Annotated in this window: 17 protein-coding genes; 5 read left to right on the plus strand and 12 right to left on the minus strand. The window is 51.1% G+C overall.

Features of this window, described 5'->3' with window-relative positions; genetic code table 11:
* Nucleotides 1-89: 89 nt before the first annotated feature.
* The 10 genes from WMO65_RS12405 to WMO65_RS12450 all read right to left on the minus strand — a co-directional run bounded on the left by WMO65_RS12405 (nt 90) and on the right by WMO65_RS12450 (nt 14204).
* A complete protein-coding gene (locus tag WMO65_RS12405; RefSeq protein ID WP_148392880.1) occupies nt 90-1670 on the minus strand; it encodes a hypothetical protein in 1581 nt (526 codons plus the stop codon).
* A complete protein-coding gene (locus tag WMO65_RS12410) occupies nt 1651-3042 on the minus strand; it encodes a M17 family metallopeptidase (protein WP_148392879.1) in 1392 nt (463 codons plus the stop codon). Before WMO65_RS12410 ends, WMO65_RS12405 begins: the two co-directional genes overlap by 20 nt.
* Nucleotides 3039-6320 (minus strand): alpha-mannosidase, encoded by a 3282-nt coding sequence (locus WMO65_RS12415; protein WP_148392878.1) that lies wholly within the window; start codon nt 6318-6320, stop codon nt 3039-3041. Before WMO65_RS12415 ends, WMO65_RS12410 begins: the two co-directional genes overlap by 4 nt.
* A gap of 3 nt (nt 6321-6323) precedes the next feature.
* Nucleotides 6324-7688: a family 4 glycosyl hydrolase gene (locus WMO65_RS12420; RefSeq protein ID WP_148392877.1), complete on the minus strand. Its 1365-nt coding sequence runs from the start codon at nt 7686-7688 to the stop codon at nt 6324-6326.
* A 16-nt stretch (nt 7689-7704) separates the two neighbouring features.
* Complete coding sequence (locus WMO65_RS12425) at nt 7705-8646, minus strand: carbohydrate kinase family protein (RefSeq protein WP_148392876.1); 942 nt, start codon at nt 8644-8646, stop codon at nt 7705-7707.
* Nucleotides 8647-8737: 91 nt separating this feature from the next.
* On the minus strand, nt 8738-9649 hold the full coding sequence (locus WMO65_RS12430) for a carbohydrate ABC transporter permease (RefSeq protein WP_033139246.1): 912 nt from the start codon (nt 9647-9649) through the stop codon (nt 8738-8740).
* A 22-nt stretch (nt 9650-9671) separates the two neighbouring features.
* Nucleotides 9672-11408, minus strand: coding sequence for an extracellular solute-binding protein (locus WMO65_RS12435; RefSeq protein ID WP_349064217.1), 1737 nt, complete (start codon nt 11406-11408; stop codon nt 9672-9674).
* A gap of 31 nt (nt 11409-11439) precedes the next feature.
* On the minus strand, nt 11440-12405 hold the full coding sequence (locus WMO65_RS12440) for an ABC transporter permease (RefSeq protein WP_033139244.1): 966 nt from the start codon (nt 12403-12405) through the stop codon (nt 11440-11442).
* Nucleotides 12406-12493: 88 nt separating this feature from the next.
* Nucleotides 12494-13273 (minus strand): endonuclease/exonuclease/phosphatase family protein, encoded by a 780-nt coding sequence (locus WMO65_RS12445; RefSeq protein ID WP_148392875.1) that lies wholly within the window; start codon nt 13271-13273, stop codon nt 12494-12496.
* A gap of 16 nt (nt 13274-13289) precedes the next feature.
* Nucleotides 13290-14204 carry a CehA/McbA family metallohydrolase gene (locus tag WMO65_RS12450; RefSeq protein WP_054352061.1) on the minus strand — a complete coding sequence of 305 codons (915 nt, stop codon included), beginning with the start codon at nt 14202-14204 and terminating at the stop codon, nt 13290-13292.
* Nucleotides 14205-14408: 204 nt separating this feature from the next.
* Here WMO65_RS12450 and WMO65_RS12455 point away from each other — a divergent pair, with 204 nt between their 5' ends.
* The 5 genes from WMO65_RS12455 (at nt 14409) to WMO65_RS12475 (ending at nt 20555) form a co-directional block, all read left to right on the plus strand.
* On the plus strand, nt 14409-14870 hold the full coding sequence (locus tag WMO65_RS12455; RefSeq protein ID WP_148392874.1) for a DUF6669 family protein: 462 nt from the start codon (nt 14409-14411) through the stop codon (nt 14868-14870).
* A gap of 10 nt (nt 14871-14880) precedes the next feature.
* Nucleotides 14881-15822: a CehA/McbA family metallohydrolase gene (locus WMO65_RS12460; protein WP_187370614.1), complete on the plus strand. Its 942-nt coding sequence runs from the start codon at nt 14881-14883 to the stop codon at nt 15820-15822.
* Nucleotides 15823-15826: 4 nt separating this feature from the next.
* On the plus strand, nt 15827-17605 hold the full coding sequence (locus WMO65_RS12465) for a sensor histidine kinase (RefSeq protein ID WP_148392872.1): 1779 nt from the start codon (nt 15827-15829) through the stop codon (nt 17603-17605).
* Nucleotides 17577-19199, plus strand: coding sequence for a helix-turn-helix domain-containing protein (locus WMO65_RS12470; RefSeq protein WP_256157879.1), 1623 nt, complete (start codon nt 17577-17579; stop codon nt 19197-19199). The genes WMO65_RS12465 and WMO65_RS12470 overlap by 29 nt, the downstream gene beginning before the upstream one ends.
* A 93-nt stretch (nt 19200-19292) precedes the next feature.
* Nucleotides 19293-20555, plus strand: a complete 1263-nt coding sequence (locus WMO65_RS12475) for an MFS transporter (RefSeq protein ID WP_148392870.1) — start codon at nt 19293-19295, stop codon at nt 20553-20555.
* On the opposite strand, the gene WMO65_RS12480 is transcribed toward WMO65_RS12475, so the two are convergent.
* Nucleotides 20552-22102, minus strand: a complete 1551-nt coding sequence (locus WMO65_RS12480; protein WP_148392869.1) for a response regulator transcription factor — start codon at nt 22100-22102, stop codon at nt 20552-20554. The two genes, WMO65_RS12475 and WMO65_RS12480, sit on opposite strands and share 4 nt — an antisense overlap.
* Nucleotides 22074-23807, minus strand: a complete 1734-nt coding sequence (locus tag WMO65_RS12485) for a sensor histidine kinase (protein WP_148392868.1) — start codon at nt 23805-23807, stop codon at nt 22074-22076. The genes WMO65_RS12480 and WMO65_RS12485 overlap by 29 nt, the downstream gene beginning before the upstream one ends.
* Nucleotides 23808-23814 lie beyond the last annotated feature (7 nt).

Genomic DNA, 23814 nt, shown 5'->3' on the forward strand with positions numbered 1-23814 from the left:
CTGCGTCATTCAAAAATCTCCGCCTCCACTGCGTCATTCAAAAATCTCCGCCTCCACTGCGTCATTCAAAAATCTCCGCCTCCACTGCGTCATTCAAAAATCTCCACCTCCACTGCGCAGTCGGTAAAATCAAAGCGGAAACGCACTGCGGCGTTGTCTTTCTCCACCGTGAAAGTCCCCTTATTGGAACTTCCGCTTCTGGGATATCCGTCCCCGCAGTAGGTTGCCGACAGTGTCCCGTAGGTAGATACGGCAAAATCGTATGTCCCCGCATAAGGGATCACCACACTCAGCGTGTATGTATTATTTCCTATATAATACATCCTGGTCACTTCGCTGTTGGAATCATTTTTTACAGCTCCCACATAAGGCTGAAAGCTTCCGTAAACTACCACCTTTTCAGGAAGCTTGATCCCCGTTTCCGGATCATAAACCGCCTCCGCCCCATATGCGATCTGCAGCTCCGGATTGGCAGCCAGTTCTCTCAGACGGTGTCCCTCCTGCCACAGCCGCTTTACTGTATCCTCCTGACCGAATCCCATAGGGCAGGAAGAACTTTTTTTGTTGATCTGATAAAATGTCTGGATATCTTTTGCTCCGCTGTCCCCGCGCTCCATAGCTACCGGCGCGTCACCCAGCATACGCCGGAAGGGAATCTCAAAAAAACCGCACACGTTATTCACTTCCAGCCAGCGGTAAGTATATTCCAGAAAATGATTCCGCTTTTCAAAGCTCTGATGTGCAAACCATGCAATCTGGTCATACCCCCACCAATCCTTTAAGGCCAGCTCTTCTCTGGAATACCGGGCCGGGTCATCCACCGCCAGACCACCCCAGTTGTCGTATTCCATCAGATAGGGCATCGCCTGTGCTGACCAGCCGTTGGGGTTCAGGCCTCCCTCACTGTAGCCCTCCCGGACCAGCACCAGATCGGTACCTTCCCGTTCCAAAAGGGGCACCCTGGTAAATGGCATGGCATGATAGTCAAACAACAGCTTTCCCCTCCGGTTCACCCCATGGGTGTGGGCATCCAGCAATACCTTATGCCGCCTGCCATGGACAGCGGCATACCTGCGTATCATCTCAAAAAGCTCCTGTGTCTTCACCATCCCCCGGTCATTTGCCGTGTACAGATGTACTTGTCCCATGTGGAGTGCCTCATAGCCACAGTCAATATAGCGCGCTGCCCGGTAATAAAACCACATTCTGGCCTCCTGCCGGTTCAGATCCGGGATTCCCCCATTCTTCTCCGGCACCTCTCTGCGGCTTACAAATCCCGCCGGTTCTCCGGGAAACAGGGTATCTGCCAGACAAAAGTACCTGTCTTTTGGTTCCATCCCAAAGTCACGGAACACAAATTCCGGTATCTTCACCGACTCCATCCTCTGGGTCACACACTCAAAAATACAAGCCTGCAGAATGATCTCCGGGTCTGCTTCATGCACCTTTTCTGCCAGCTCCCTGGATTTTGCAAAATGCACATCATCGTCTTCCGTCATATACCAGATCCCCGAAGCACGACCCAGGAATTTTACTCCCAGTTCCCGTACCACCCGCAGGTCATCCGAAAGTGTCTCACTCTCATAAAGCCCTGCCGCGGTCACTGCCCGCGACAGATAATTTTCCAGGACTTCCTTTGAAATCCTGCCGTCAAATTGATAATCCATCATCCCGGTTTCCCTTCTCTAAAAATGTAACGATTAAGGCAATATCTGCCCCTGTTGCTCCCTCTGCCAGCCTTTCGTCCTTCCCGCGCATCACGCTTGGGCCTACAGCATCCAAGTGCACCCATTTTACCCCTTCCCGGATAAAAGATTCCAGAAAACAGGCAGCCACACTGGCTCCCGCTCCTTTGCCGGGTGCATAGTTAGCCAGATCTGCTGTGCTGCTCCGGGCAAGCAGTTCCCGGTAATGGCTGTCCAGGGGCAGTCTCCAGACCAGTTCTCCGGCTTCGCGCGCTGCGCATATAAAACTGCTGCTCATAAAATCATCATTGGAGAACATCCCTGTCATCCGGTCTCCAAGCGCATTATGGCAGGAGTATGTCAGAGTAGCCAGATCCACAATGCGCTGCGCGCCCTGCCGCTGGGCATATACCAGGGCATCCGCCAAAATGAGGCGTCCCTCAGCATCCGTGTTGCAGACTTCCACTGTAGTCCCGTCCAGCATGGTGATCACATCCCCCATCCGGCAGGCCTTTGGGCCGATGGCATTCTCCGCCAGAGGCAGCACTGCCATGATATTTTCTTTTGTCTCCTCCCGTACAAGAATCTCAAAAGCTTCCAGCACATTGGCTGCACCGCACATATCAAACTTCATTCCCTCCATGGCCTCTGCGGACTTTAAGTGATATCCGCCGCTGTCAAAGAGAACCCCCTTTCCGACCAGCGCTGTAAAAGGCTGTTCGGGAACACATTCCCGGGTGAGAACTGCCAGTTTCGCTTCACGGGCACTGCCCTGGTTCACTGCCAGGATTCCGCCGAATCCCTGTCTTTTTAATTCCATGCCATCTAATATTCTGCACGTTGCTCCCAGTTTTGCGGCAAGCTTTTCCGTATAAGCAGAAAATTCCTCCGCTCCCAGGTAATTGACCGGAAGATTGCCAAGGCTTCTGGCATAAGCAATACATCTCCCCTCCAATTCTCCGTACCGGACTGCACGTTTAAATCCGCTGTCCTCCGCCGCACTGCTTTCCAGGTAAAATACCGCACTGCCGAAATCCGCCAGACTTTCACGCATTCCAAATACGTCCCCTTTTTGCAGTTCTTTCAGCCCTTCTTTTCGGAAACGATACGCCCCCTGATACATAGACCGCACAAGGAGACGCACCATTTGTCTCTGCTCTTCCGCCTTTAGGCGGTAAAAAGCAGCGCTGTCTATATCCAGCCGTATCAGAAAACAGCCTTTCCGCTGTCTTCCCAGACGGCAGAACTGTTCTGCCAGCCGCCGGGCATCCATACTCTCAGGAATCACCTCCGTAAAGACAGAGGAATCGTGATTTCCAGGCACTGTTTCGGATGGATGTTTTAATATTATCTTCATAAAGCAATCCCCCCGCCTTTCATCCTCTGCCCATTCTCCACACGCAGAAGCAGTGTCTTGATCTCATAAGGCTTCAGGAATACCCGAATCCCGGATGAGCGCCAGGGACTCTCCGGTTCTTCCATAAGATTACATTCGCACCATTCCTTCACTTCAAAACCGGGGCATACTTTAACTTCTCCCCTTCTTCCCTGGAATTCATGGAATCTGAGCACAATTTCCTCCCCGTTTTCCGCCTGTTTCAGCGCATCTGCCACCAGGTTCTCCCTGTCGAAAGACAAAAGACTTCCATGCACAGCCGCAGCTCCTGCTTCTGCACGGAGGGGTGCGTTCAGATCAAAAGCCTCCTGCTCTATTCCTGCGTCATACCACTCCTCACAATGAGGCAGCAGCGAGTAGGTAAAGGTATGGCTGCCCAGATCCGCGCTGTAGTCCGGGTCTGTTGCAGACTTTAAAAGTGTCAGACGGATTGTATTTTCTTTCAGGTCATAGCCGTATTTGCAGTCATTAAGCAGTGCCGCCCCGTATCCTGTCTCCCAGATATCCGCCCATTTGTGGGCCGCCACCTCGAATTTCGCAGCCTCCCAGCTTGTATTTCTCGTAATGGGACGCCGGATATTGCCGTCCTGGATATCAAATCTGGCATCCACTGCCCGGATATCCACCGGAAATGCCGCTTTCAACAGCTTCTGCCGCTCCTGCCAGTCCACAGAGGTCTTAAAATCAATTCGTTTCCTGCTGTTGTAGAGGCACATGGTCTGGCAGATTGTGCTCTTATGGTATTGCCATGTAAATGACACCTCAATGCCCAGCGCATGTCTCCAAACATGGATGTCCGTACATTGGGTGATCTCCTCCATCTTTCTGTCAATCGTGGGTTCCAGTTCCCAGGCATCAAAACAGCGCGGTTTGTCTTCAAAAATCTGCAGCACATTGGCGCATGCACCGTGGGGCAGCATCTCTCTTTCAGCCTCCCTGTCATAGATTTTTGTGAGCTGTCCTTGTTCATTCCAGCAGATTTTGTAAAACAGAGTAGATACCTCATGAATTCCCCCGTTTGACTCCTGCTGCCGGCTGCAGGCAGTATTCTCTGTAATCCGCTGGTCAGCCGCCTTTTCGGTCTGCAAAGACCTCTCCTCCCCAGACCCCCAGGCAGGTTCCTCATGGGGCCCGGAGACACTCTTCTTCGCAGGCCCCCATACGATTTCCGTATAAGAGAAGGGTTCCATATCCCGAACAAGCACATAAGCCCCATCCTCTTTCCATACACAGGGAAGAGATATCTTCTCCTCACTGCCATCTTCCCGTTTCTGATAGAACCCGCCTTTCCCGTATTCCCCGACGCACACGGATTCTGCCTCCCTGCGGGGAATCCGGACAACGGAGGTTCGCTGCCAGTTGCCGCTGTTGAATACGGAAAACACCCGTTCCTCCCTGCATTCCCGAATAAGGCCGGCGCGGCAGGTCTCGTTCACTTCTCTTAAAAGAGCCGCGGCTTTTTCATATTCCGTATGGCTGTCAAGGTAGACCTCCCTTATGGAAGACCCCGGCAGTATATCGTGGAACTGCTGGCAGAGCACGATTTTCCACGCACGCAGGATACGCTGGGAGTCATAGGGCACACTTCCAAACACTCGGGATAAGACAGACCGGATCTCCGTATCCCTCAGCGCATATTCCATCCTGCGGTTCATCCGTTTATTATACGCCTGGGAGGTGTAAGTCCCTCTGTGGAATTCCAGATAGAGTTCCCCGTCCCACACCGGAAGATATCCTTCCATGGGATTCTCTTTCAGCGTCTCGTTGAGACTGCGGAAATACTCCGTCACGGACTGTTTCCTCACATGGGGGATTCCAGGCATTTTCTCCACCATCTCTATCTGGCGGATCATATCCCGGTTCGGGCCTCCGCCGCCGTCCCCATATCCGTAAGAGATCAGCAGTTCCCTGTTGGAATCCTTGTTCTTATAATTGTCCCAGACGCTTTTCACTGCCCTGGGGCCGGAATTTCCATTGTATGTATAATAATCCTCGCCCGGATCGGATGTAGTCACAAAATGGGCTGTCACCCCGGTTCCGTCAATGCCCTTCCATGTAAAGGTATCATAGGGCAGCCGGTTGGTATCGTTCCAGCTTATCTTGGTGGTCATGAACGTGTCCACACCGGATTTCTTTAAGATCTGAGGAAGCGCCCAGGAATACCCGAACACATCCGGCAGCCAGAGAAATTCACTCTCATAGCCGAATTCTTTCCGAAAGAAATTTTTGCCCACCAGGATCTGCCGGATGATGGATTCCCCTGAGGCGATGTTGCAGTCACACTCCACCCACATGGCCCCGGAAGGCTCCCATATTCCCTCAGCCACCCTCTTTTTGATATTCTCATAAATATCCGGGTGGTCCTCTTTGATAAATTCATAGAGCTGAGGCTGGGACTGCAGAAAATGATACTCCGGATACTTTTCCATCAAACGGTTCACCGTGGAAAATGAGCGGGCAGCCTTCTCCCTGGTATGGCACAGCCGCCACAGCCAGGCCACATCTATATGGGTATGGCCCGCCATGGTCACATGGACATCCGGTTTTCCGCGGCCGTCCAGACACTCGTCCAGGTATCCGGCTGCATCCGACACACTCTCATAAAATTCCCTGCTGCCCGGTTCCGTAAAATCCACCAGACAGAACGCCTTTACAAGCACATTTAAGATCCATTCCCGATATTCATTCTCTGCGCTCAGGGCCTCATAGGTTTCAAGGGCCGCTGTGGTCAGATAGTAAAGGTCATCCGCCCCCCGGTCCAGCACACCGATCTGCGCCCTGCATATCTCCATCACATTGTCTTTGGGGATTCCTCCACCGCTGAGTCCTGTCCACAGCCTGAATTTAAGCTGCAGTTTCTTTCCGCATACCCCGGGGCCGAAGAACACTTCCCTGTGGTTTCCGTCCACAGCCTGATACGGTACATCATTTATATAGAGCAGGCTTTCAAAGTTCCCGTTATTTCCGGTTCCCGAAGGGGCGCCGAAGTCAAAAAGGCCCAGCACTTCCTCCCCGCAGAATGCCTCCGGGATTTCCGCTTCCGCTGTCAGCCAGTAGTATTTGTCCCAGCCCCGGAAAGAAAATCCCGGTCCCACCTCCCTGGCGCACACTCTGCTCTCTCTGTCACTGTCCTCCCAGAACCGGAAGGAGGGAATGTTCCGAAGATTCCGGTACCGAAGCTCCCGCAGTTCCTCTGCCAGATTCTTTATCCTGTCAAAATCATGAAAATCAAACGGCATTTTTTACTCCTTTCCAAACAGACCTCCATATGCCTTGTCATAAGCTTCCAGCAGTTCCCCGGCAAGAGACCAGGAATTGACCAGCGGATGAAGCATCAGCGCCTGGGCTGCACATGCATAAGAACCTTTCTTTACAGCCTCCACTGTGAGACGCTCATAATTTTTGAGCAGCCGCATCAGGATATCACACTGCGGAGGGACGACAGCCACAGGAACGGGACGAATGCCCTCTGCGGATACATGGCAGGTCACTTCCACCACATCGTTATCCGCCAGTCCCGGAATACAGCCTTGGTTCTCCACAGAGAGCACCAGGTATTTTCCCTCTCTGCTCTGCATCCCCTCAATACAGTCCAGCATCACACCCGCATAGCCCATACCGTCGGGGACCTCCAGGCTGCCCTTCTCTGCCATCGGACGTTTGGCTGCCCCAGATTCAATGCTCATGTAAGAGTTCTCTCTCAACTGCATGTAATACAGAAATACCTGCAGCGCTCCCTCCGGGTCGGCATCCATGTCCATGGTTTTCAGTTCTTCCATCATGTGTCTGTTAATCGTTTCTATGGTTTCCCCTCTGGCCGCACCTGCTTTCTGTATATTGGCAAGCGCTTTCTCTCTGTGATAGTAATAATACAGATATTCATTTGGCAGAAGTCCCATGAGCCGCAGAAGCTTCGGATCGAACATGGCAAATTCCTGGATTCCGGCAAGGAAGCTGTCATCTGCCAGAAGCTTCGGAAGAATCTCCTCCCCCTTTCTTTTCACACTCCGTATCCAGGAGAGATGATTCAGTCCGAAAAACTCCACATACAGGTCATCCTCCTTCACTCCCAGCCAGTCGGCCATACGGTACTTTGTACTGCTCGGCGCATCACAGATCCCGATGACCCGGTCATAGCCTGCCGACCGGAGTGCCTGAGTCACAAGCCCGGACGGGTTGGTAAAATTAAAGATCCACGCATCCGGCGCATACTTTTCTATCATCCTGCAGTATTCCAGAAGAACGGGAATCGTCCGCACTGCCATGGAAAATCCCCCCACGCCTGTGGTCTCCTGACCGATGACACCGTGTTCCAGCGCAATCTTCTCATCCGTCACACGGGAATGGTCTCCGCCCACACGAAGGGTAGTCACCACATAGTCCGCGCCTTCCAGGGCTTCCCGGGGCGTTCCCGCTGCCCGGACCTTCAGGCTTTCCTGCTTCCTTTCCACTACATGACGGCACAGCCGCTCGATGATCCTCTGCTTTTCTTCCTGGATATCGTAAAGCACCACCTCATCAATATGCAGCTTTTTATATCTCTTTAAAAGTCCGTTGATAAATATGACGGTCCTTACACCAGCACCGCCGATGACTGCTATCTTCATACTAATCTCCTCCCGCTTATTTATTTTCGTATCTCTCTGTAAAACGCAGCAGTTCCTTTTCTTCCGGAAAACCGGTATTACCCCCATGGGCAGACACTGAGAAGGCACCACAGGCGTTTCCGTACTGCAGACATTTTTCAACCGGTTCCCCCTTCAAAAATCCATAGATATACCCGGCATTGAAGGAATCCCCGGCCCCGGTGGTATCCACAGCTTCTGCCCGGTAGGAGGACCTGCGGTACACCATACCATCTTTCACTGCAAGAGAGCCTTTCCCTCCCAGCTTAATCACCGCCTGCCCGCACTCCCGGGCAAACTGAAGGGCTGCCTCCTCTGCTGTATCTGTCTTTCCGTAGTGCTCCGCCTCTGTCTCGTTCATAAAAAGGACATCAATCCATGGAAACAGCTCACAGATCCTGCTGCTCCAGTTCCCGGTGGGATCCCATCCCACATCAAAAGAGACTGTGGCATCTGTCTCCTCCTTTACCCGGCGCAGCAGCCGCGCATAGGCAGCGTGGGAAATCCCCCCCTCATACCCTGTCACGTGAACATGGCGTGCCCGGCCCGCCTTTTCAATCTCCACCCTGTCCATGCTGATATACCGGTTCGTTCCCCGGTAAGTAAGAAAGGACCGGTCCCGGGCATTGGTAAAGCTCAGGGAGATCCCGGTCCGCGCACCCTTTGCGGTCACAAGCAGCTCCGTATCCACACCAAAACGCTCAAAGGTCTCCCGTATCATATGACCGTAACAATCATCCCCCACTGTCCCCTGGAAGACAGGACGCAGTCCCAGTTTACCAATCCCTAAAGTAAACAGGGCCGCCCCGCCTCCCACATAAGTCTCCATGGAGGAAACCAGCTCCTCCTGTCCCGGTGCCGGAAACGTCTCCACTCCGGGAATGATAATATCCACGTTCACATCTCCGTAGACATAGACATCCCATTTCTTTTCACTCATTTTTCTGCTCCTTTTGTCTTCATCTGCAAATAAATACTGCCCGGCAGGTAAAAAACCGGCTTTCAGCGCGAACTAAAAGCCGGTTTTTTTGTCAACCCTTTACTGCCCCGATCATGGCACCCTGGGCAAAATATTTCTGCACAAAGGGATACACACACAGAATCGGAACTGTGGTGATCACCACTGCCGCCATCTTCAGAGAATCTGATGTGACAGCCGTTGCATTCTGCGCCAGTGCCTGGGCCACAGAAGTAATCTCCTGCTGGGAACTCATGGCCTTGCTCAGCATCTGCTGAAGCACGGTCTGTACCGGCCACTTGGAGGTATCACTCATGTAGAATGCCCCGGCAAACCAGTCATTCCAGTGATTGACTGCCGTGTAAAGTCCCACCACCGCGATCACAGGTTTGCTCAGCGGAAGCATAATACGCGTATAGATCTGAAAATAGCTGCAGCCATCCAGCTTTGCCGACTCCTCCAGACTGTCCGGAATCCCTTCAAAGAAGGTTCTTGCCATCAGAAGATATGTCACACTCACCAGCGACGGAACCACATACACCCAAAAACTGTTGAGCAGATGCAGGTTCTTATACTGGATATAAGTGGGGATCATACCTCCGCTGAATAACATGGTGAAGGTAATCAGCATGGTAATCAACTTATTTCCCGGCAAATCTTTCTGTTTCAGGGAAAATGCCGCAAGCGTAGTCACAGTCAGGCTTAATACCGTACCGATGACAGTTCTGGCAATGGTATACCCGTAAGCCCGGACAATACTGCCGTCCTTGAACACTTCCTTAATATTGTCAAACGTGGGCACTCTAGGCCAGAACCAGATACCGCCCCGAGCGGCATCCTTTCCGTCATTGAACGCCAGAACCAGTACATTCAGACAGGGCAGTATAATAATCAGGCAGACAGCAATGACGATCATATATACAATAACCTGCACCGCAATATCTGTCCGGCTGGCCCTGATCCTGCTTTTTTGGCCTTTCCTCATCCTTAACACCCTCTCTCACCTGTCACTGATAAAAGTTGACAGCATCTTTATCTTTGTTATAGACATCAGCCACATAATCTTCAAATTTCTCTACACCTGCTGCTTTTAACTGGCCGCGGAAGGATTCTATGATACTCTTCACCTCGTCGTCAGACTTTGCAAAACATGCCTGCACAAACACTTCGTCCCAGTTGAGCAGGTCCATCTGTGTCTTCACGTCCTCCATTCCCTCTGCAGACAGATACGCCGGCGCGTCCAGTCCCGGGATCAGTTTCTTCACATAGGGATAATCCGCTGCAACTTCAACACTTCTGGCAAAGGTATCGTTGGAGGACGCCCCCGGTCTTGCCTCTCCGAAATTATTGATGTTGTCTTTATTGGTAAGTACGAATTCAAAGAAATAGTTTCCGCTTCCGCCGAAACCTGCGCCCACCTCATTGAGCAGATAGTCCATATTGCCATCACTCAGGGCCTGCTGTACCTCTTCTTTGAGGACCGGTTTTCCGTCAACCATATCGTAGCTTACACCTTCAACCCCGTACTGGGCGATCATCTGTCCCTCTTTTGTGGAGAGCCAGTCAAAGAACCGGAAGATTTCCTCCGGATTTTCCGCATCCGAGGAGATTGCCATACATCCTCTGGCACCCTTGCCGTGTGTCACCTTTTTGTTGTCGCCCTGAATGTCATTGAGAGGTCCCAGCGGAATCCAGTCATCTGTCTGGTAAATGATATCCGTATAATTGTTCACATCAGCGATGATGGCGGAGTTATAACTCTTGCAGGCCTCCTGGGCACGGGTGGAATCCATGGTGAAGAATTCGGGATTCATAAGCCCTTCGTCTATGAGCCTGCGGATATAATTGATCTCATCATAGATGGAATCCCGCTCTGCCTCATGCTTTACTTTTCCATCTGTATCGATATTATAGTTTTTGTTCACGCCCCAGCGGTATCCCGGACAGATATACTCCAGGGTGTCCACAGAACCGCCCCAGTATTTCGGTCCCAGCGGATAGACTGCGTTTCCGTTCTTATCTTTAAAGCCGCCCTCTTTGATCTTCACGAGCAGATCATAAAAATCGTCCTGGGTCCTGATATCATTCACGTTGATGCCAAGCTGGTCCACAATGGATTTCTGTATGTACATGCCTCCGCGGTAATCCTCCTCCGGATTATATTCCAAAGACTTGTCCGTGGCATCCACATTCATCTGCCACAAATACACGCCGTCCAGGTCTTCACGGAAGGTAACGTTCTTATAGGAATCCCAGGGAAGATAACCGTCCTCATAATATCTGGAATACACCTCTGCATTTTTCATATACTCGGATACATCGGCAAACATTCCCTCTTTTGCCGCCTTTGACAGCAGCGGGAACTCCGGTCTTGTAGAGTTGTCCAGATAAGAAACGATCACATCCGGAATGGTGCCGGACGCAAGCTGGGAGGCCAGCACTTTCGCGTCGCTGTCTCCGGGTGTGTATTTTACATCCAGCTTGATCCCTGTCAGCTCCGTGATTTTCTTCATTGTGGGGGTATTGTTCAAATCCTTGGGAAGGGAATTGCCGATGTCATCCACATACGCCTGGACTGTGATCGTGCGGTCCGCGATCCAGGTATCCGGTTTTCCTTCTTTGCTCTCTGTACTTACATTTTTTGCTGTCTCCTTACTGTCACCTCCGCACCCTGCAAGAGCACCTGCTGTCATGGCACCGCACAGAGCCAGCGCCAGAATTGTTTTTGCTGCTTTTTGTCTCATACCTCTTTCCTCCTTTATCTTCACGGTCACGCTACCAAAGCCCGACTTCTGTGACTTTCTTGCATATCTTATTGCTGATCACAACCAGGATCAGTCCCACGACGCCCTGTATGAGCCCAATGGCGGTTGCATATCCAAACTGTCCGCCCTGCAGTCCCACCCGGACTACATATACATCCAGCGTATCCGCCAGGGTCATATTGCCCGGTGTACGCAGAAGCCAGATCTGGTCCACGCCCGAGGAGAGCAGACCTCCGATGCCCATAATGAACAGCAGGCCGATGGTTCCCCGGATTCCCGGCAGTGTAATATGCCACATTTTTTTCAATTTTCCGCATCCGTCCATCTCCGCTGCCTCGTACAGAGCTGTATCCACACTGCTGATGGCAGCCAGATAGATAATGGAATCCCATCCGATATTCCTCCACAGATCCATGGAAAACAGGATTTTTAAGAAATACTTGGCATCCATCATAAAAAATGTGCCCCCGTCTCCTCCCATGCCAGCTATAAGCTGGTTCAGAATACCGGTATCCGGTGCGAGGATTCTCTGAAGCATTGTGACAATGATGACCGATGACAGGAAATGCGGCAGATATGTGATGGTCTGCGTCACCTTCTTAAATTTCATGTTCCTAATCTCATTGAGCATCAGTGCCAGAATAATGGCGAATGGAAACTCCAGCACACATTTGATAAACCCGATCCTGAATGTGTTCAGGATCAGCCTGGGGGCATCATAGCTTTCAAAAAAGGTCTTGAAATATTTAAGCCCCACCCAGGGACTTCCCCAGATACCCTTGTTAAAAGAGTAATCCTTAAAAGCCAGCACAGAACCGGCCATGGGCACATAGCAGATCAACGCGTAATAGATAATTGCCGGCAGCAGCATCACGTACAGGGGCCAGTAACGGATAAGCCGTTTTCCAATGGGCTGCTTTGGCTGTTTTGGCTGCTTTTCTTTCTTTTTCTTTCCCAAACTTTTTGCCGTTTGCATTTGGTTTCCTCCTTCCTTCTGGTCTCTATTATATTTTTTCCGGGCGATTTTCCACAATGGATAAAAATTAATTATTTCATGGACATTTCTATTCCCCGCAGTCCCCGGGTTCCAGTACCGCGCAGATGGGGTAATGGTCAGACAGCCAGACATCCCCTTCCCTGTCTTCCCATTTTTCAACACTTTGGCAGACAAACGGCGCACCGGCATAGATGTAGTCAATCCGCTCCGGCATATCCTCCGGCTCGAATCCGTGATAGGTGACACCGATTCCCTCCGTGACGTTTGTAAATTCCCTGCGGCTTTTCAGGACTGCAAGCTCCGGGCTGTCCGGTTCCGCGTTGAAATCCCCTGCCAGGATCACGGGAATGTTTTGAAAGGCCGATTCCCGGTCCGCTCTTTTTAAGATAAGCTCCAGCCCCAGCCTTCTGGCCTCCCCGCCCATATGGTCCAGATGGATATTATACAGCCGGAACAGATATGCCTTTCCCGGCCCCCCGCTATACGAAAACACGGCCCCGGTACAGACTCTCGGGCAGATGCTCTGGCACGCGTAGCGGCTTCCCGGCACATAAGGCTCATCCGACAGCCAGAACGTATCCATGGAGATCAGATTCACCCTGTCCCTGCGGTATGCCACGGACACCTGCTCATCCTCCAGGTTTACGTCCCTGCCGCATCCGATCACATAATACCCCTTAAGGTTCTCCTTCAGCCACACTGCCACATGGGGCAGCACCTCCTGAAAACAGATGATATCCGGCTGTTCCCTCCGAATCTTCGCAGTGATCAGATCCCTGCGGCGGCAGAAGCAATTTTCTCCATCCTGTCCGAAATCACAGCGGATATTAAAAGTAACCAGTTTCATACCTCTTCCTCCCAGATCATAATAGCCACAGCCAGATTGGCTGGGACCATGCTTTTTCCCCGGCTGCGTTCTTCACCACAAGCCGTACATATTCCTCATCCCCATTCAGCACAAAGGTTCCTCCCTTTAACTTGCCTTCCTCATTGTGAAGATGTCCGCTTCTGTGCGGTGTCTTGAAATAAATATCCGTACAACCACTGCAGGAGGCACAGGCCGTATTGTCCTCCACATAAAAATCATGGATCAAAGGGCCTGAAGAGGCATAAAAGCTTCCGTCTCTCAGCGCCTCGAAGATACCTCTGTGGGTAAGCTCCCGGGCCTTTGCCATAATGAACCCGCCCATGCTGTACGGTCCCAGTTCATGGGTATCATCCGCCGCAAAGCAATACGTCCTGTTCCTCACATACAGAAAATGATCGTAATATGTCTCGGAGTTTCCGTTGCTGTCCTCAAACTCTGCCACATGGTTGTAGATTTCCATTCCCAGCAGCCCGTGAAGATTCTTGATATCCGTGGAATCCACCTTGGACCAGTAAGGATGGGCATAGATAGTGACATTGCCCCGCTGGGCCATATATTCAATGATCCTCTGTGGCGTACACAGGGTATTGCCTGTTCTCTCCCTTTCAAAACGGTAATGATCGGGAATCCGGTTCGTCTCTGGCAGACCTATGCTCACAAGATGATGGTCCTTGCGCTCCGGAAGCTCCAAATCCAGCTCTGTACCGGGAAATATGAGAAAATCCTCCCGGTTCAGCTCCTCATGCACTCCGTAGACCCAGTGGTCCGTGATAGCCAGAAAGGAATACCCCTCCTGTCTGTACCGCTTTGCAGTCTCCTCCGGTTCGCTGCTGCCGTCTGAGCGGGTGGTATGTGTGTGGAGATTTCCCTTGTAAAATTTTCCGGACTGATACAATGTTCTCTTCTGCATCTTCTATCCTCTTTTCTCAAAATTCTGCCTCCGAAAATCGGCATGGGCATATTATAAAGCACTTTCTTTCGGAAAAAGAATGAAGATTTCTCAGAAAAATAATGGACAATTCTACGATAATCTCAAATCTATTGAATCCCCATTTTATATGTAGTATCATTTACCCAAATTCTATTAACACTTTTTTCAGGAGGAGAGACATCTATGAAAGTACTTTATAAAGTTGGAGGGACCCTGTCCAAAGATTTTATCGGGCAGATATCCTATACCGTATGCCTGGACCGGAAATACGAAGAACTGGATATCGAGTTTTCTTTTGATAAGCAGAAGTACACAGCCGAGGATGTGACAGAGGACGTGATCCGTGAGCTGACAGACTACTGCCGCAGCAATTACGGCCTGGAACTGCCTCCCGGCGCAGACCCGGTAAAGGAGATCATGGACAGTGCCAAGACCGAGATACACACACTGGCAATGCTCAATGACCGCTTCATAGGCTGCATCCACCGCCAGCTCACCAACAGACATATGCACTTTTGCTCCTCGTTGGCCACTGAGGGCTGTATCCCTCAGACGGATCTTGAAGGAGTTCTGAAAGTGACTGTACTCGTCTTCAATGTCCTCATGGATGACACACACTACACACTGCAGGTCTCTGCCCGATAAGGAGGTTTTCATGTACAAACGACTGGAATTACACAATCACACCACAGAATCCGACGCTTCCCTCACGTGTGAGGACCTGCTTCGATGGATGGAGGCAGATCAGGTAGATGCCTTCGGCCTTACAGACCATAATACCATCTCCGGCCATCCCAAGATGCAGAAGCTGCTCTTGGAGAACAGTTCCGGCATACAGTGTATTTACGGCATGGAATACACCACCTACTACGGACATATCCTCTGTCTGAACTTAAAGGAGTATGTTCCCTGGGAAACCATTGACCGCCGCCGCCCTGAACTTTTGTTTCAGGCCATCCGGGATAAAAACGCTCTGGCAGGCATTGCCCATCCGTATTCCTATGGTTACCCCTTTGCCCGGGGATGCCGTTTTGAGATGGAGCTTACTGACTATAGCTGCGTGGATTTTATTGAGATCTTCAATAATCCCGAACCACTCCGCCAGGTCAATGAAAAGGGGCTGCTGCTCTGGGAAGATTTGGTGCTGAAGGGCTGGCCCATTGCCATAACCTGCGGTATGGATCTGCACGGACGCTGGGAGATGGGAAACCAGTTCGCCACCTTTGTGAAAGGGGAACCCGGGGGAGATACCGCAGCAGAACTGGAACAGGCCATCCGCAGCCAGAAGACCTGCATTTCCAAAGGGCCCATCCTGGAAGTCTCCGTGGCCCCTGACAGCCGCTCCCTTACGTTTCATCTGGCTGACACGAAGAAACCCGGCTTTTCCCGGCAGGATTCCTCACAGTTTCTGATCACACTCAAAACATCCTCAGATACATACACGGCTGCCCCGGACCAGGCTTTCCCCATAGAAAGACTGAAGGGCGCGGAATCTGTCATTCCGAAATTATATGATAAAACTGCGGAGATAGAAAACCTGGTCTGTGTAGCGCCTGTTCTGCATCTTACAGGACAGAGCCGTCAGCCATGGATGTGATGTTATGAAATGGAAGGGTATCTATTCGCACCGCATTTTTACGCAGCTTGTCGTCTTTACACTTTTGATCAGCCTGATCCCCACCCTGTCCATCACCTTTTTTCTGTTCTATAAGCTGGAGAATATGGTCAAGACAGAGCTTTCCGAATCCTACCGGCAGATGACCTCCCAATATATAAAAAACATTGACGAAAAGCTGACCCAGTACCGATACAGCCTGGATGTCATTGCCGACAACACCGTGATTCTGGAAACCCTGGTGGACAAGACAGAAAGTCCTTACATCAAAGGGGAACAGATCAGCAGTGAGGTGACAAAATCCCTGCTGCTGGACCGTCAAAGAGAGATCCGCAACTGTATGCTCTACTCTGATATTGATGAGTATCCCGTATACGGAAAACGGGCTTCCATGGTCAAGGAGGCCGGACACGAGGAATGGTTTCTGCAGGAGCGCGCGATCAGGGAAAACAGCTTCAGCTATATCTCCAGCGCCGGCAATGTTCCTGTTCTCTCCTTTGTCAAAAACATTGAAAATGTCAATATCCACAATTATGAAAAAGAACAGCTCGGCTTTCTGAAACTGGACCTGTACATGGATCTGGTCTTCAAGCCCGCAGACACAGCCAATGAGGGGGATTCCTCCTATGAGGTCATTGTCTACGGCGATGACAGCAAAATCCTCTATTCCTCAGCGCCACAAAAGAATTACCTGCTGGACGCATGGCTTACGGCCGGGGATTCCTCGGAACTGGTTGACGGCTATACCATCAAGCACGAGGAACTGGAAAAATGTGCCCTGCATGTCCTGCTTCTGTTCGACAATCATCAGCTCACGGTCAAACAGCAGGCAGTCAGACAGATGATCCTGCCCATCATGCTCTGCGTTATCCTGCTCATCCTGTTCTGGTCCTGGCTCTACAGCCGTAACTTTTCAGTCAGGATCAGGTGTCTGGTACAAAAATTCCACAAAGCGGAGACCGGTGATCTGAACATCTACGGACCTATATCCGGCAACGATGAGGTGGCAGAGCTGGACCGCCAGTTTTCCCATATGCTGGGCAAACTGGATGCCCTGATCCAGAAAAACTATATCCGCGAACTGGAGAACAAGGAGGCACAGCTGAAAAATCTGCAGCTCCAGATCAACCCCCACTTTCTCTACAACACTCTGGAGACCATCAGCTCCATGGCTGCTGTAAAACAGGTATTTGACATCTGCGATATCTGCCAGAGGCTGGGGGAGATCTTCCGCTACAACCTTGGGAAGAATTACGGGGAATTTGTGACAGTGGCACAGGAGCTGGGCCACGTGCAGAATTATATCTTTATCATAAAAAAACGGTACGGAAACCGTTTTGAAGTGTTCTACAACATCTCCGTGGATACAGACAATGCCATGACGCTCCGCTTCATCCTGCAGCCCATCGTTGAAAATGCCATTCTTCACGGCCTGGTAAAACAGACCACCACGGGCACCCTGGAACTCTCCGCCTGGGAGGAGGAGGACAGTCTGATGATACGTGTGGAGGATGACGGCATCGGCATGGATATCCAGAAAGTGGAGGAGCTGAACCGCTCCATAAATGTGGCTGACGATCTTACCCATACCGGACTCAGCATTGGTATCCGCAATGTCAACCAGAGGATCAAGCTCGCCTGCGGGGACCAGTACGGAATCACCATAAAGAGTACCCTTCACTACGGCAGTCAGTTTGATCTGCGCCTGCCGCTCATTCGGAAAGGAGAAAAAACAGATGAAAAGGAACCTGCTGATAGCAGATGACGAGGAGCTTATAAGAAAAGGCCTGATCGCACGTCTTAATTATCTGGGGTTTGCATTTGGTGAGATTCTGGAAGCGGAGACGGGAACAGAGGCACTGGAGGCAGTGAGAGAAAATTCCATATCCATTGTCATCACAGACATCCGGATGCCTGATATGGACGGTCTGGTCTTCATCCGGGAGGCCAAGAAACTCTCCCCTCATCTGCGCTTCATGGTGTTAAGCGGTTACGCCGAATTTGAATATGCCAAAACCGCCTTAACTCTGGGCGCCAGTGCTTATCTGCTGAAACCTCTGTCAAACCAGGACCTGAAAGAGGGTATGGACAAACTGCTCACACAGGTAGAACTGGACACGAGAATACGCCGGGACATCACCTCCAGGAAGAAGCTGGAGGAGGAGAACACTGCGTACACCCTGGAAAAGGAGGTCAATGCTCTCCTCCATGAGCCTGAAGACGAGAAATTCGGAAAAGGCAAATATCCCGCATTCTACCATAAGATCTCCTCCGCTCCCGGAAACCGCCTTCTCCTGGGCATTGTCAACATTGAGGAGAAAAGCTGTGAGAACAACTTCTGTAAAGACGACACGGAGCTGATCCGCTTTGCCGTCAAGAATGTATTTGACGAGATCAGCTCACCCAGCAAGGTCCTTCTGGTGAACAGTATCATCCACCGGCGTCAGATGTATGCCGTCTTTGAGAGCAGCGGCAGTGAGGAATCCATGCTCCGCCGGGAGGTGGAACAGTTCTTCCTGGAGATGCGGGCTGTTCTGGAGAAGAAGATGGGCATTTACCTGACCATGGGCACCAGCAGCCAGACCGGCAGACTCTTTGCGGGAATCCTGGGGGAGGCGGAATCCGCCCTTCGCCAGCGGACCATCTACGGTGACGGCAATCTCTATTTTTATGAGGACAACACCGTCTTCTCCGGGAAGTCCTTTCCCGCCTCAGAGCTGTACTTTCTGGAACAGTACCTGATCCAGGGCAATGTCAACGGTATCCTCAAGCTTCTGTCCCAGTTATTCTCAGAGGAAATGCTCCAGAGCTGCGGCGTCTCCTACATCCGCATCCTCTGGGTGCGCATCCTGAATCTCCTCCTGAAATACTATGAGCCGGAGATACGCAAGTACATCGGTGTGGAGGACCTTCTCCACAATTTCCGGATCCTGGATGAACTCTGCCTCCCGGAAAGGATCCACCGCTATATCTCGGATATTATCACGGACTGCATCAGCAAACGTGGAATGCAGGATGCCAGTTCCAAGGACAAGATACAGCTTGCCACTCAGTATATAAAAAAGCATTACAACGAAAATCTGTCCATAAACGGCCTGGCGGAACTCTACAACATGAGTCCAAACTACTTCTCCTCTGTCTTCAAAAAGGAGCTGAACCGTTCCGCGGTAAACTATATCACAGAGGTTCGCATGGAAAAGGCCAGGGAGTATCTGAAAGATACCGGCCTGAGCGTGATTGAGATCGCGGAAAGCGTGGGCTATGAGGACAGCCAGTATTTTTTCCGGGTCTTTAAAAAGACAACCGGGGTCACACCCCTTCAGTACCGGCAGCAATGCCGATCCGGTAAACCCATGTAGAAATATCTACTTTAAAATGGTGATATATCCATTTCTCCTTTTTCCGTTCTGGTGTATATTGAAGAACGAAAAAAGAAAAAAGGGGTATCTCTCATGAAAAGATTTCACAAACTTGAAAGCAGTAAAATGGCATTCTATCTGTTCCTCCTGTGCTGGCTGGCCTACTTTACCTCCTATATCGGACGGCTGAATTTCTCTTCCGCCATGACAGCCATGATCGAGGAGCAGGTGCTTGCCGGGTCCCAGGCAGGGTTTATCAGTATGGTATATTTCTTTGCCTACGGCATTGGGCAGATGTGCAACGGCCTGTTGGGAGACCGGTTCCATCCCGGACATATGATATTTACCGGTCTCGCCGCCGCCGCTGCCGCTAATCTCATCATGGGATTTGTGGATTCCTTCTTCCTCATGTCCCTGGTCTGGGGCATCAACGGATACGCCCAGTCCATGATCTGGCCTCCCATCATCCGTATTTTTGCGGAAATGCTGCAGGAAATGCAGAAGGTACGCTATTGTATCCACATTGTGTCCTCACAGGTGGCCGGGACTCTGGGCGCCTATCTCCTGGCAGCGGCCGTCATGTGGCTGGCAGGCTGGAAAGCCGTGTTCGGTGCGGCAGCCCTCTGCCTGGGCGTCATGGCTGCTGTCTGGTCCCTGGGTTTCGGCCGTATTGAGCGTTACAGCCAGAGCTGCGGGAAGGAAGATACCGCGGCCCCGGATGTCTCGGGCTTTAAACCGCAAGACACATCAAAGGCTGTACCTTTCTCCTCTCTTCTCTTCAGCTCCGGCCTGCTGGCCGTAGTATTTCCGGTACTGATCCACGGAATGCTGAAAGACGGAGTAGCCACCTGGGTGCCGACCTTTATCAGCAAAACCTTTCTGACCTCTCCGTCTCTCTCTGTGCTGGTGACCACCGTTCTGCCCATTGTAAATCTCACCGGTGCCTATGCCGCACAGTATATATACCGCCGCACAGGCAGACGGGCCATGAAGGCTGCCGTTCCCTTTTTCCTGCTGGCCTCTGCCGCGCTGGCCGGAATCCGTCTGGCAGGCAGTCTGTCCATCGTCCTGACCGTGATTCTGTTCGCGCTCATCACCGCCTCCATGATGGCAGTCAACACCTTATTTGTCAATCTGCTGCCCCTGAACTACGAAAAGCAGGGCCGGGTCTCCACAGTATCCGGCTTTCTGAACTCTGTGGCCTATCTCGGCACCGCGGTTTCCACCTTTTCCATTGGGGTCATGGTGGACCATCTGGGGTGGGGCGCCACTGTTACAAGCTGGATACTGGTCACAGCCGCTGCCCTTATAGTCTGCATTGTAAAATCTCTGCGCGAAAACGTTACAGGTCCCTAATATTTTTTCATCTCTCGTAAGGAAGCCGGGGACACCCCGTAGCACTGCTTAAACTTCCGGTAAAAGTAGCTGGTATCCGTATATCCTACCTCCTGGGCGATATCGTTGATCCTGCGGTTCGTATTCAGTATCAGGTCTTTGGCGATCCCGTTCTTGATATTGCTCAGATACTGGGTGAAGGAGCACCCCACTTCCTTCTGGAAAATCTGGCCCAGATACGAGGCGTTCATATGGTATTTATACGCCAGTGTCTTCAGACTCAGCTCCTCCCTGTAATTCTTCTGCACCTCTGCCATGATCTGCTTTACCACAGGCGTGTATGCGGAATTCTCTGTGTGCAGATATGTGATGATCTCCGAAATCTCCGAGATGAACATAGCCTTCAGTCCGAAGATATCCTCAGCGCCGTAAATCCCCTCCACCATATCGGACAGATCCTGCATATTCTTCTCTTCCAGCTTATATTCCCCCTTGATATCCCACAGCAGCATGGCGATCTTCAGGGCAGTCTGGTACAGGTTATTCACATCCGTGTCCTTGCGGATATTGTTGATGAACAGATCCTCGATGTAATTGATCGCCCCGTCCCTGTCCTTCTGCAGTATCATTTTGCGGAGCTGCGTCTCATCAATGGCCACATCCTTTGATTCCCGGTTCCTGATATGGTTGTCATCCACACAGCTTCCGTATCCGTCCAGCATCCTGTACTTCTGCATCCGCATGGCCTCCCGGTATGCATCCGGAAGCTTTTCATAATCCGTAAAGGAAGGGCCGATACTGATAAATGTAAAAATCCCCAGCTCACTTTCCAGGCGGTTCTGCAGACAGGAGAAACGGCTGTGGATCTCACCACGTATCTTCCCGGCAGTCTCCCCTTCCCCTCCGTTCCAGGTATAATCTATCTGAAAACTGTCTATCAAAAGCAGGGTATCTGTGCCCAGATGGATCACTCTGCACGCTTCCTCCTGCAGAATGGAAAGCAGTTCCGACATATCCCCTTTCCGCATGCTTCTGCTGTCAATCTTCATAACTGCCGCTGACAGCAGCTCCGCCTTCTTTACCCTTGGAAACAGGGAGAGAAATGTTTTCTGCTCCTCCTCACTGCTTCCTCCCTCCAGAAACTTCTGCCATCCGATACGGTCCTCCATGTCCTTTGCATTGTCCCGGTCCATCTCCCGGAGTTTCAGAAGCGCCTTTTTTGCCACTGCCTCAAGCTGTTCCTCGTCAATGGGCTTTAATATGTAATCCTCCACGTCAAGGGGAATGGCTTTTCTGGCATATTCAAATTCATCGTATCCGGTGAGAATGACAAACCGCACCCTCTCATCCCTGCCCCTGATCTCCCTTAACAGGTTCAGGCCGTTCATCACGGGCATCTCCACATCTGTCACCACCAGATCCACAGGCTCCTTCTCCCAGAGGGACAGTGCCTCCTTACCATTGTGGGCCATATGCACCACCTCAAGTCCCAGCGCCTCCCAGTCTATGATGTTCCTTATCCCCTGGAGAATCAGCTCCTCATCCTCCACCAGCATTACTTTCTTCATCTGTTTCCCTCTCCCTGACCTTCAATTTCAATATCACATGCATGCCCCGGGGCCTGCCGGCCTCTAAAAACACACCGCATGTATCCCCATAAGCAGCCCGCAGCCTGCGGTTCACATTCGTCACGCCAATGGATTTTCTTGTATCCATCTCATTGTTTCTGAGTTCACGGTTCTTACTCTCCATGTCTTTTCCGGGCATTCCCCTTCCATTGTCTTCTACATGGATATAGAGGTCCTCCTCCACGCACCTGGCATAGATCCGAATCTCATTGTCGCTCTCCTCCATCCGGATTCCATGGATAAAATAATTCTCAATAATGGGCTGCAGGATAAATTTGATAACCGGAATGTTGGACAGTTCCGGTCCGCACTCCACACTGGAACGGAATTTTCCCTGGTACCGGTATTCAAACAATTCCAGATATTTCTTACAGTAGTGCAGCTCCTGCATAAGAGTTATCACATCCGCCTCCTTTAGCTGACTGCGGAAAGTGACGGCCAGGCTGTAGAGCATTTTCCCCACTTCCCGGTCCCCGTTGCAGATGGCTTTCATGCGGATGGCTTCCAGTGTATTGTACAGAAAATGAGGGTTGATCTGACTCTGCAGTGCCTGCATCTCCGCATTCTGCTGTTCAATCTCTGCCAGATAGCTTTTCTGGATGTAGGATTCCAGTTCCCGGCACATGCGGTTAAAATGGTGGGCGATCATGTCCAGCTCATCCCCGTGCTCATGTTCCGGAAGCTGTACCTTTAAGTTTCCCGTCTGCACCTGGTCCATGCCCTGCAGAATACCGTCAAGCCGTTTTGTAAGGCGTTTCAGATAACTGCTGATCAAGATCTCACCTGTAATGACAAGGACAGCCCCGATTCCCAGTATGGCAAAAATATGGACTGCCGGAACGGAGGCTGCAGTGTGCTTGTCAAGCCTGGCTGCCACAATATAATCTTCCACACTTTGAAGCTGTATGTAGGACCCGAGTTTTTTATCTGCGTCCTTTTGCTGGAAATCCTCCAGAAGCAGAGAGTCCGCCCCCGGAAATACCTGGTTTCCGTTCTTGTGATAGAGATACACCTCTGCCATGGGATACTTTTCCTGAATCTTTTTCATGGACCCTGTATCAAATGTAAAGACAATACACCCCTCCATCCTCATGCTGAGAGGGTCCCTGATTTCTTTCTGAAAGGAGTAGGAACCGGGCATGGCAAGCCCGCCGTCCAGAATCTCCTTTCTCCGTTCCCTGCCTTCATGATTTACACGGATATCATTTTCGGAGTAAAAAACCGTTGTCTTGTTATTGGTATAGCTGATGAATTCTATCTCTTTGATATCCGGATACGCGGAATACGCATTTTCCACATAACTGTAAATATCCTTGTTGTCCAGTGTGTTGGAGGACGCGTACGTGTCCAGATGACGTTTGAGATATTCCTCCGTGTCATACCGGAAGTAATTGAGCAGGTCCTCCAGCTCAGAACTGTTCTGGTAAATCGCTCTGTGCAGATAATCCGCGTCCGAGCTTACACGGCTCACCTCCAGAACCGCCTCCCCGCACAGCTTCCCTGCATAATCCTGATTTGTCTCCAGCATGCGGGTTCTGCTGGAGGAAACCGAATATAAGATCAGCACTCCTACGATCAGTATCAGAACTGCGGAATAACTGAAAAATAATTTCTGAAATAAATGTCCCGGGCTTTTGTTTTCCATATATCCC

This window comes from Blautia caccae, assembly GCF_040095955.1.
Taxonomy (GTDB): Bacteria; Bacillota; Clostridia; order Lachnospirales; family Lachnospiraceae; genus Blautia; species Blautia celeris.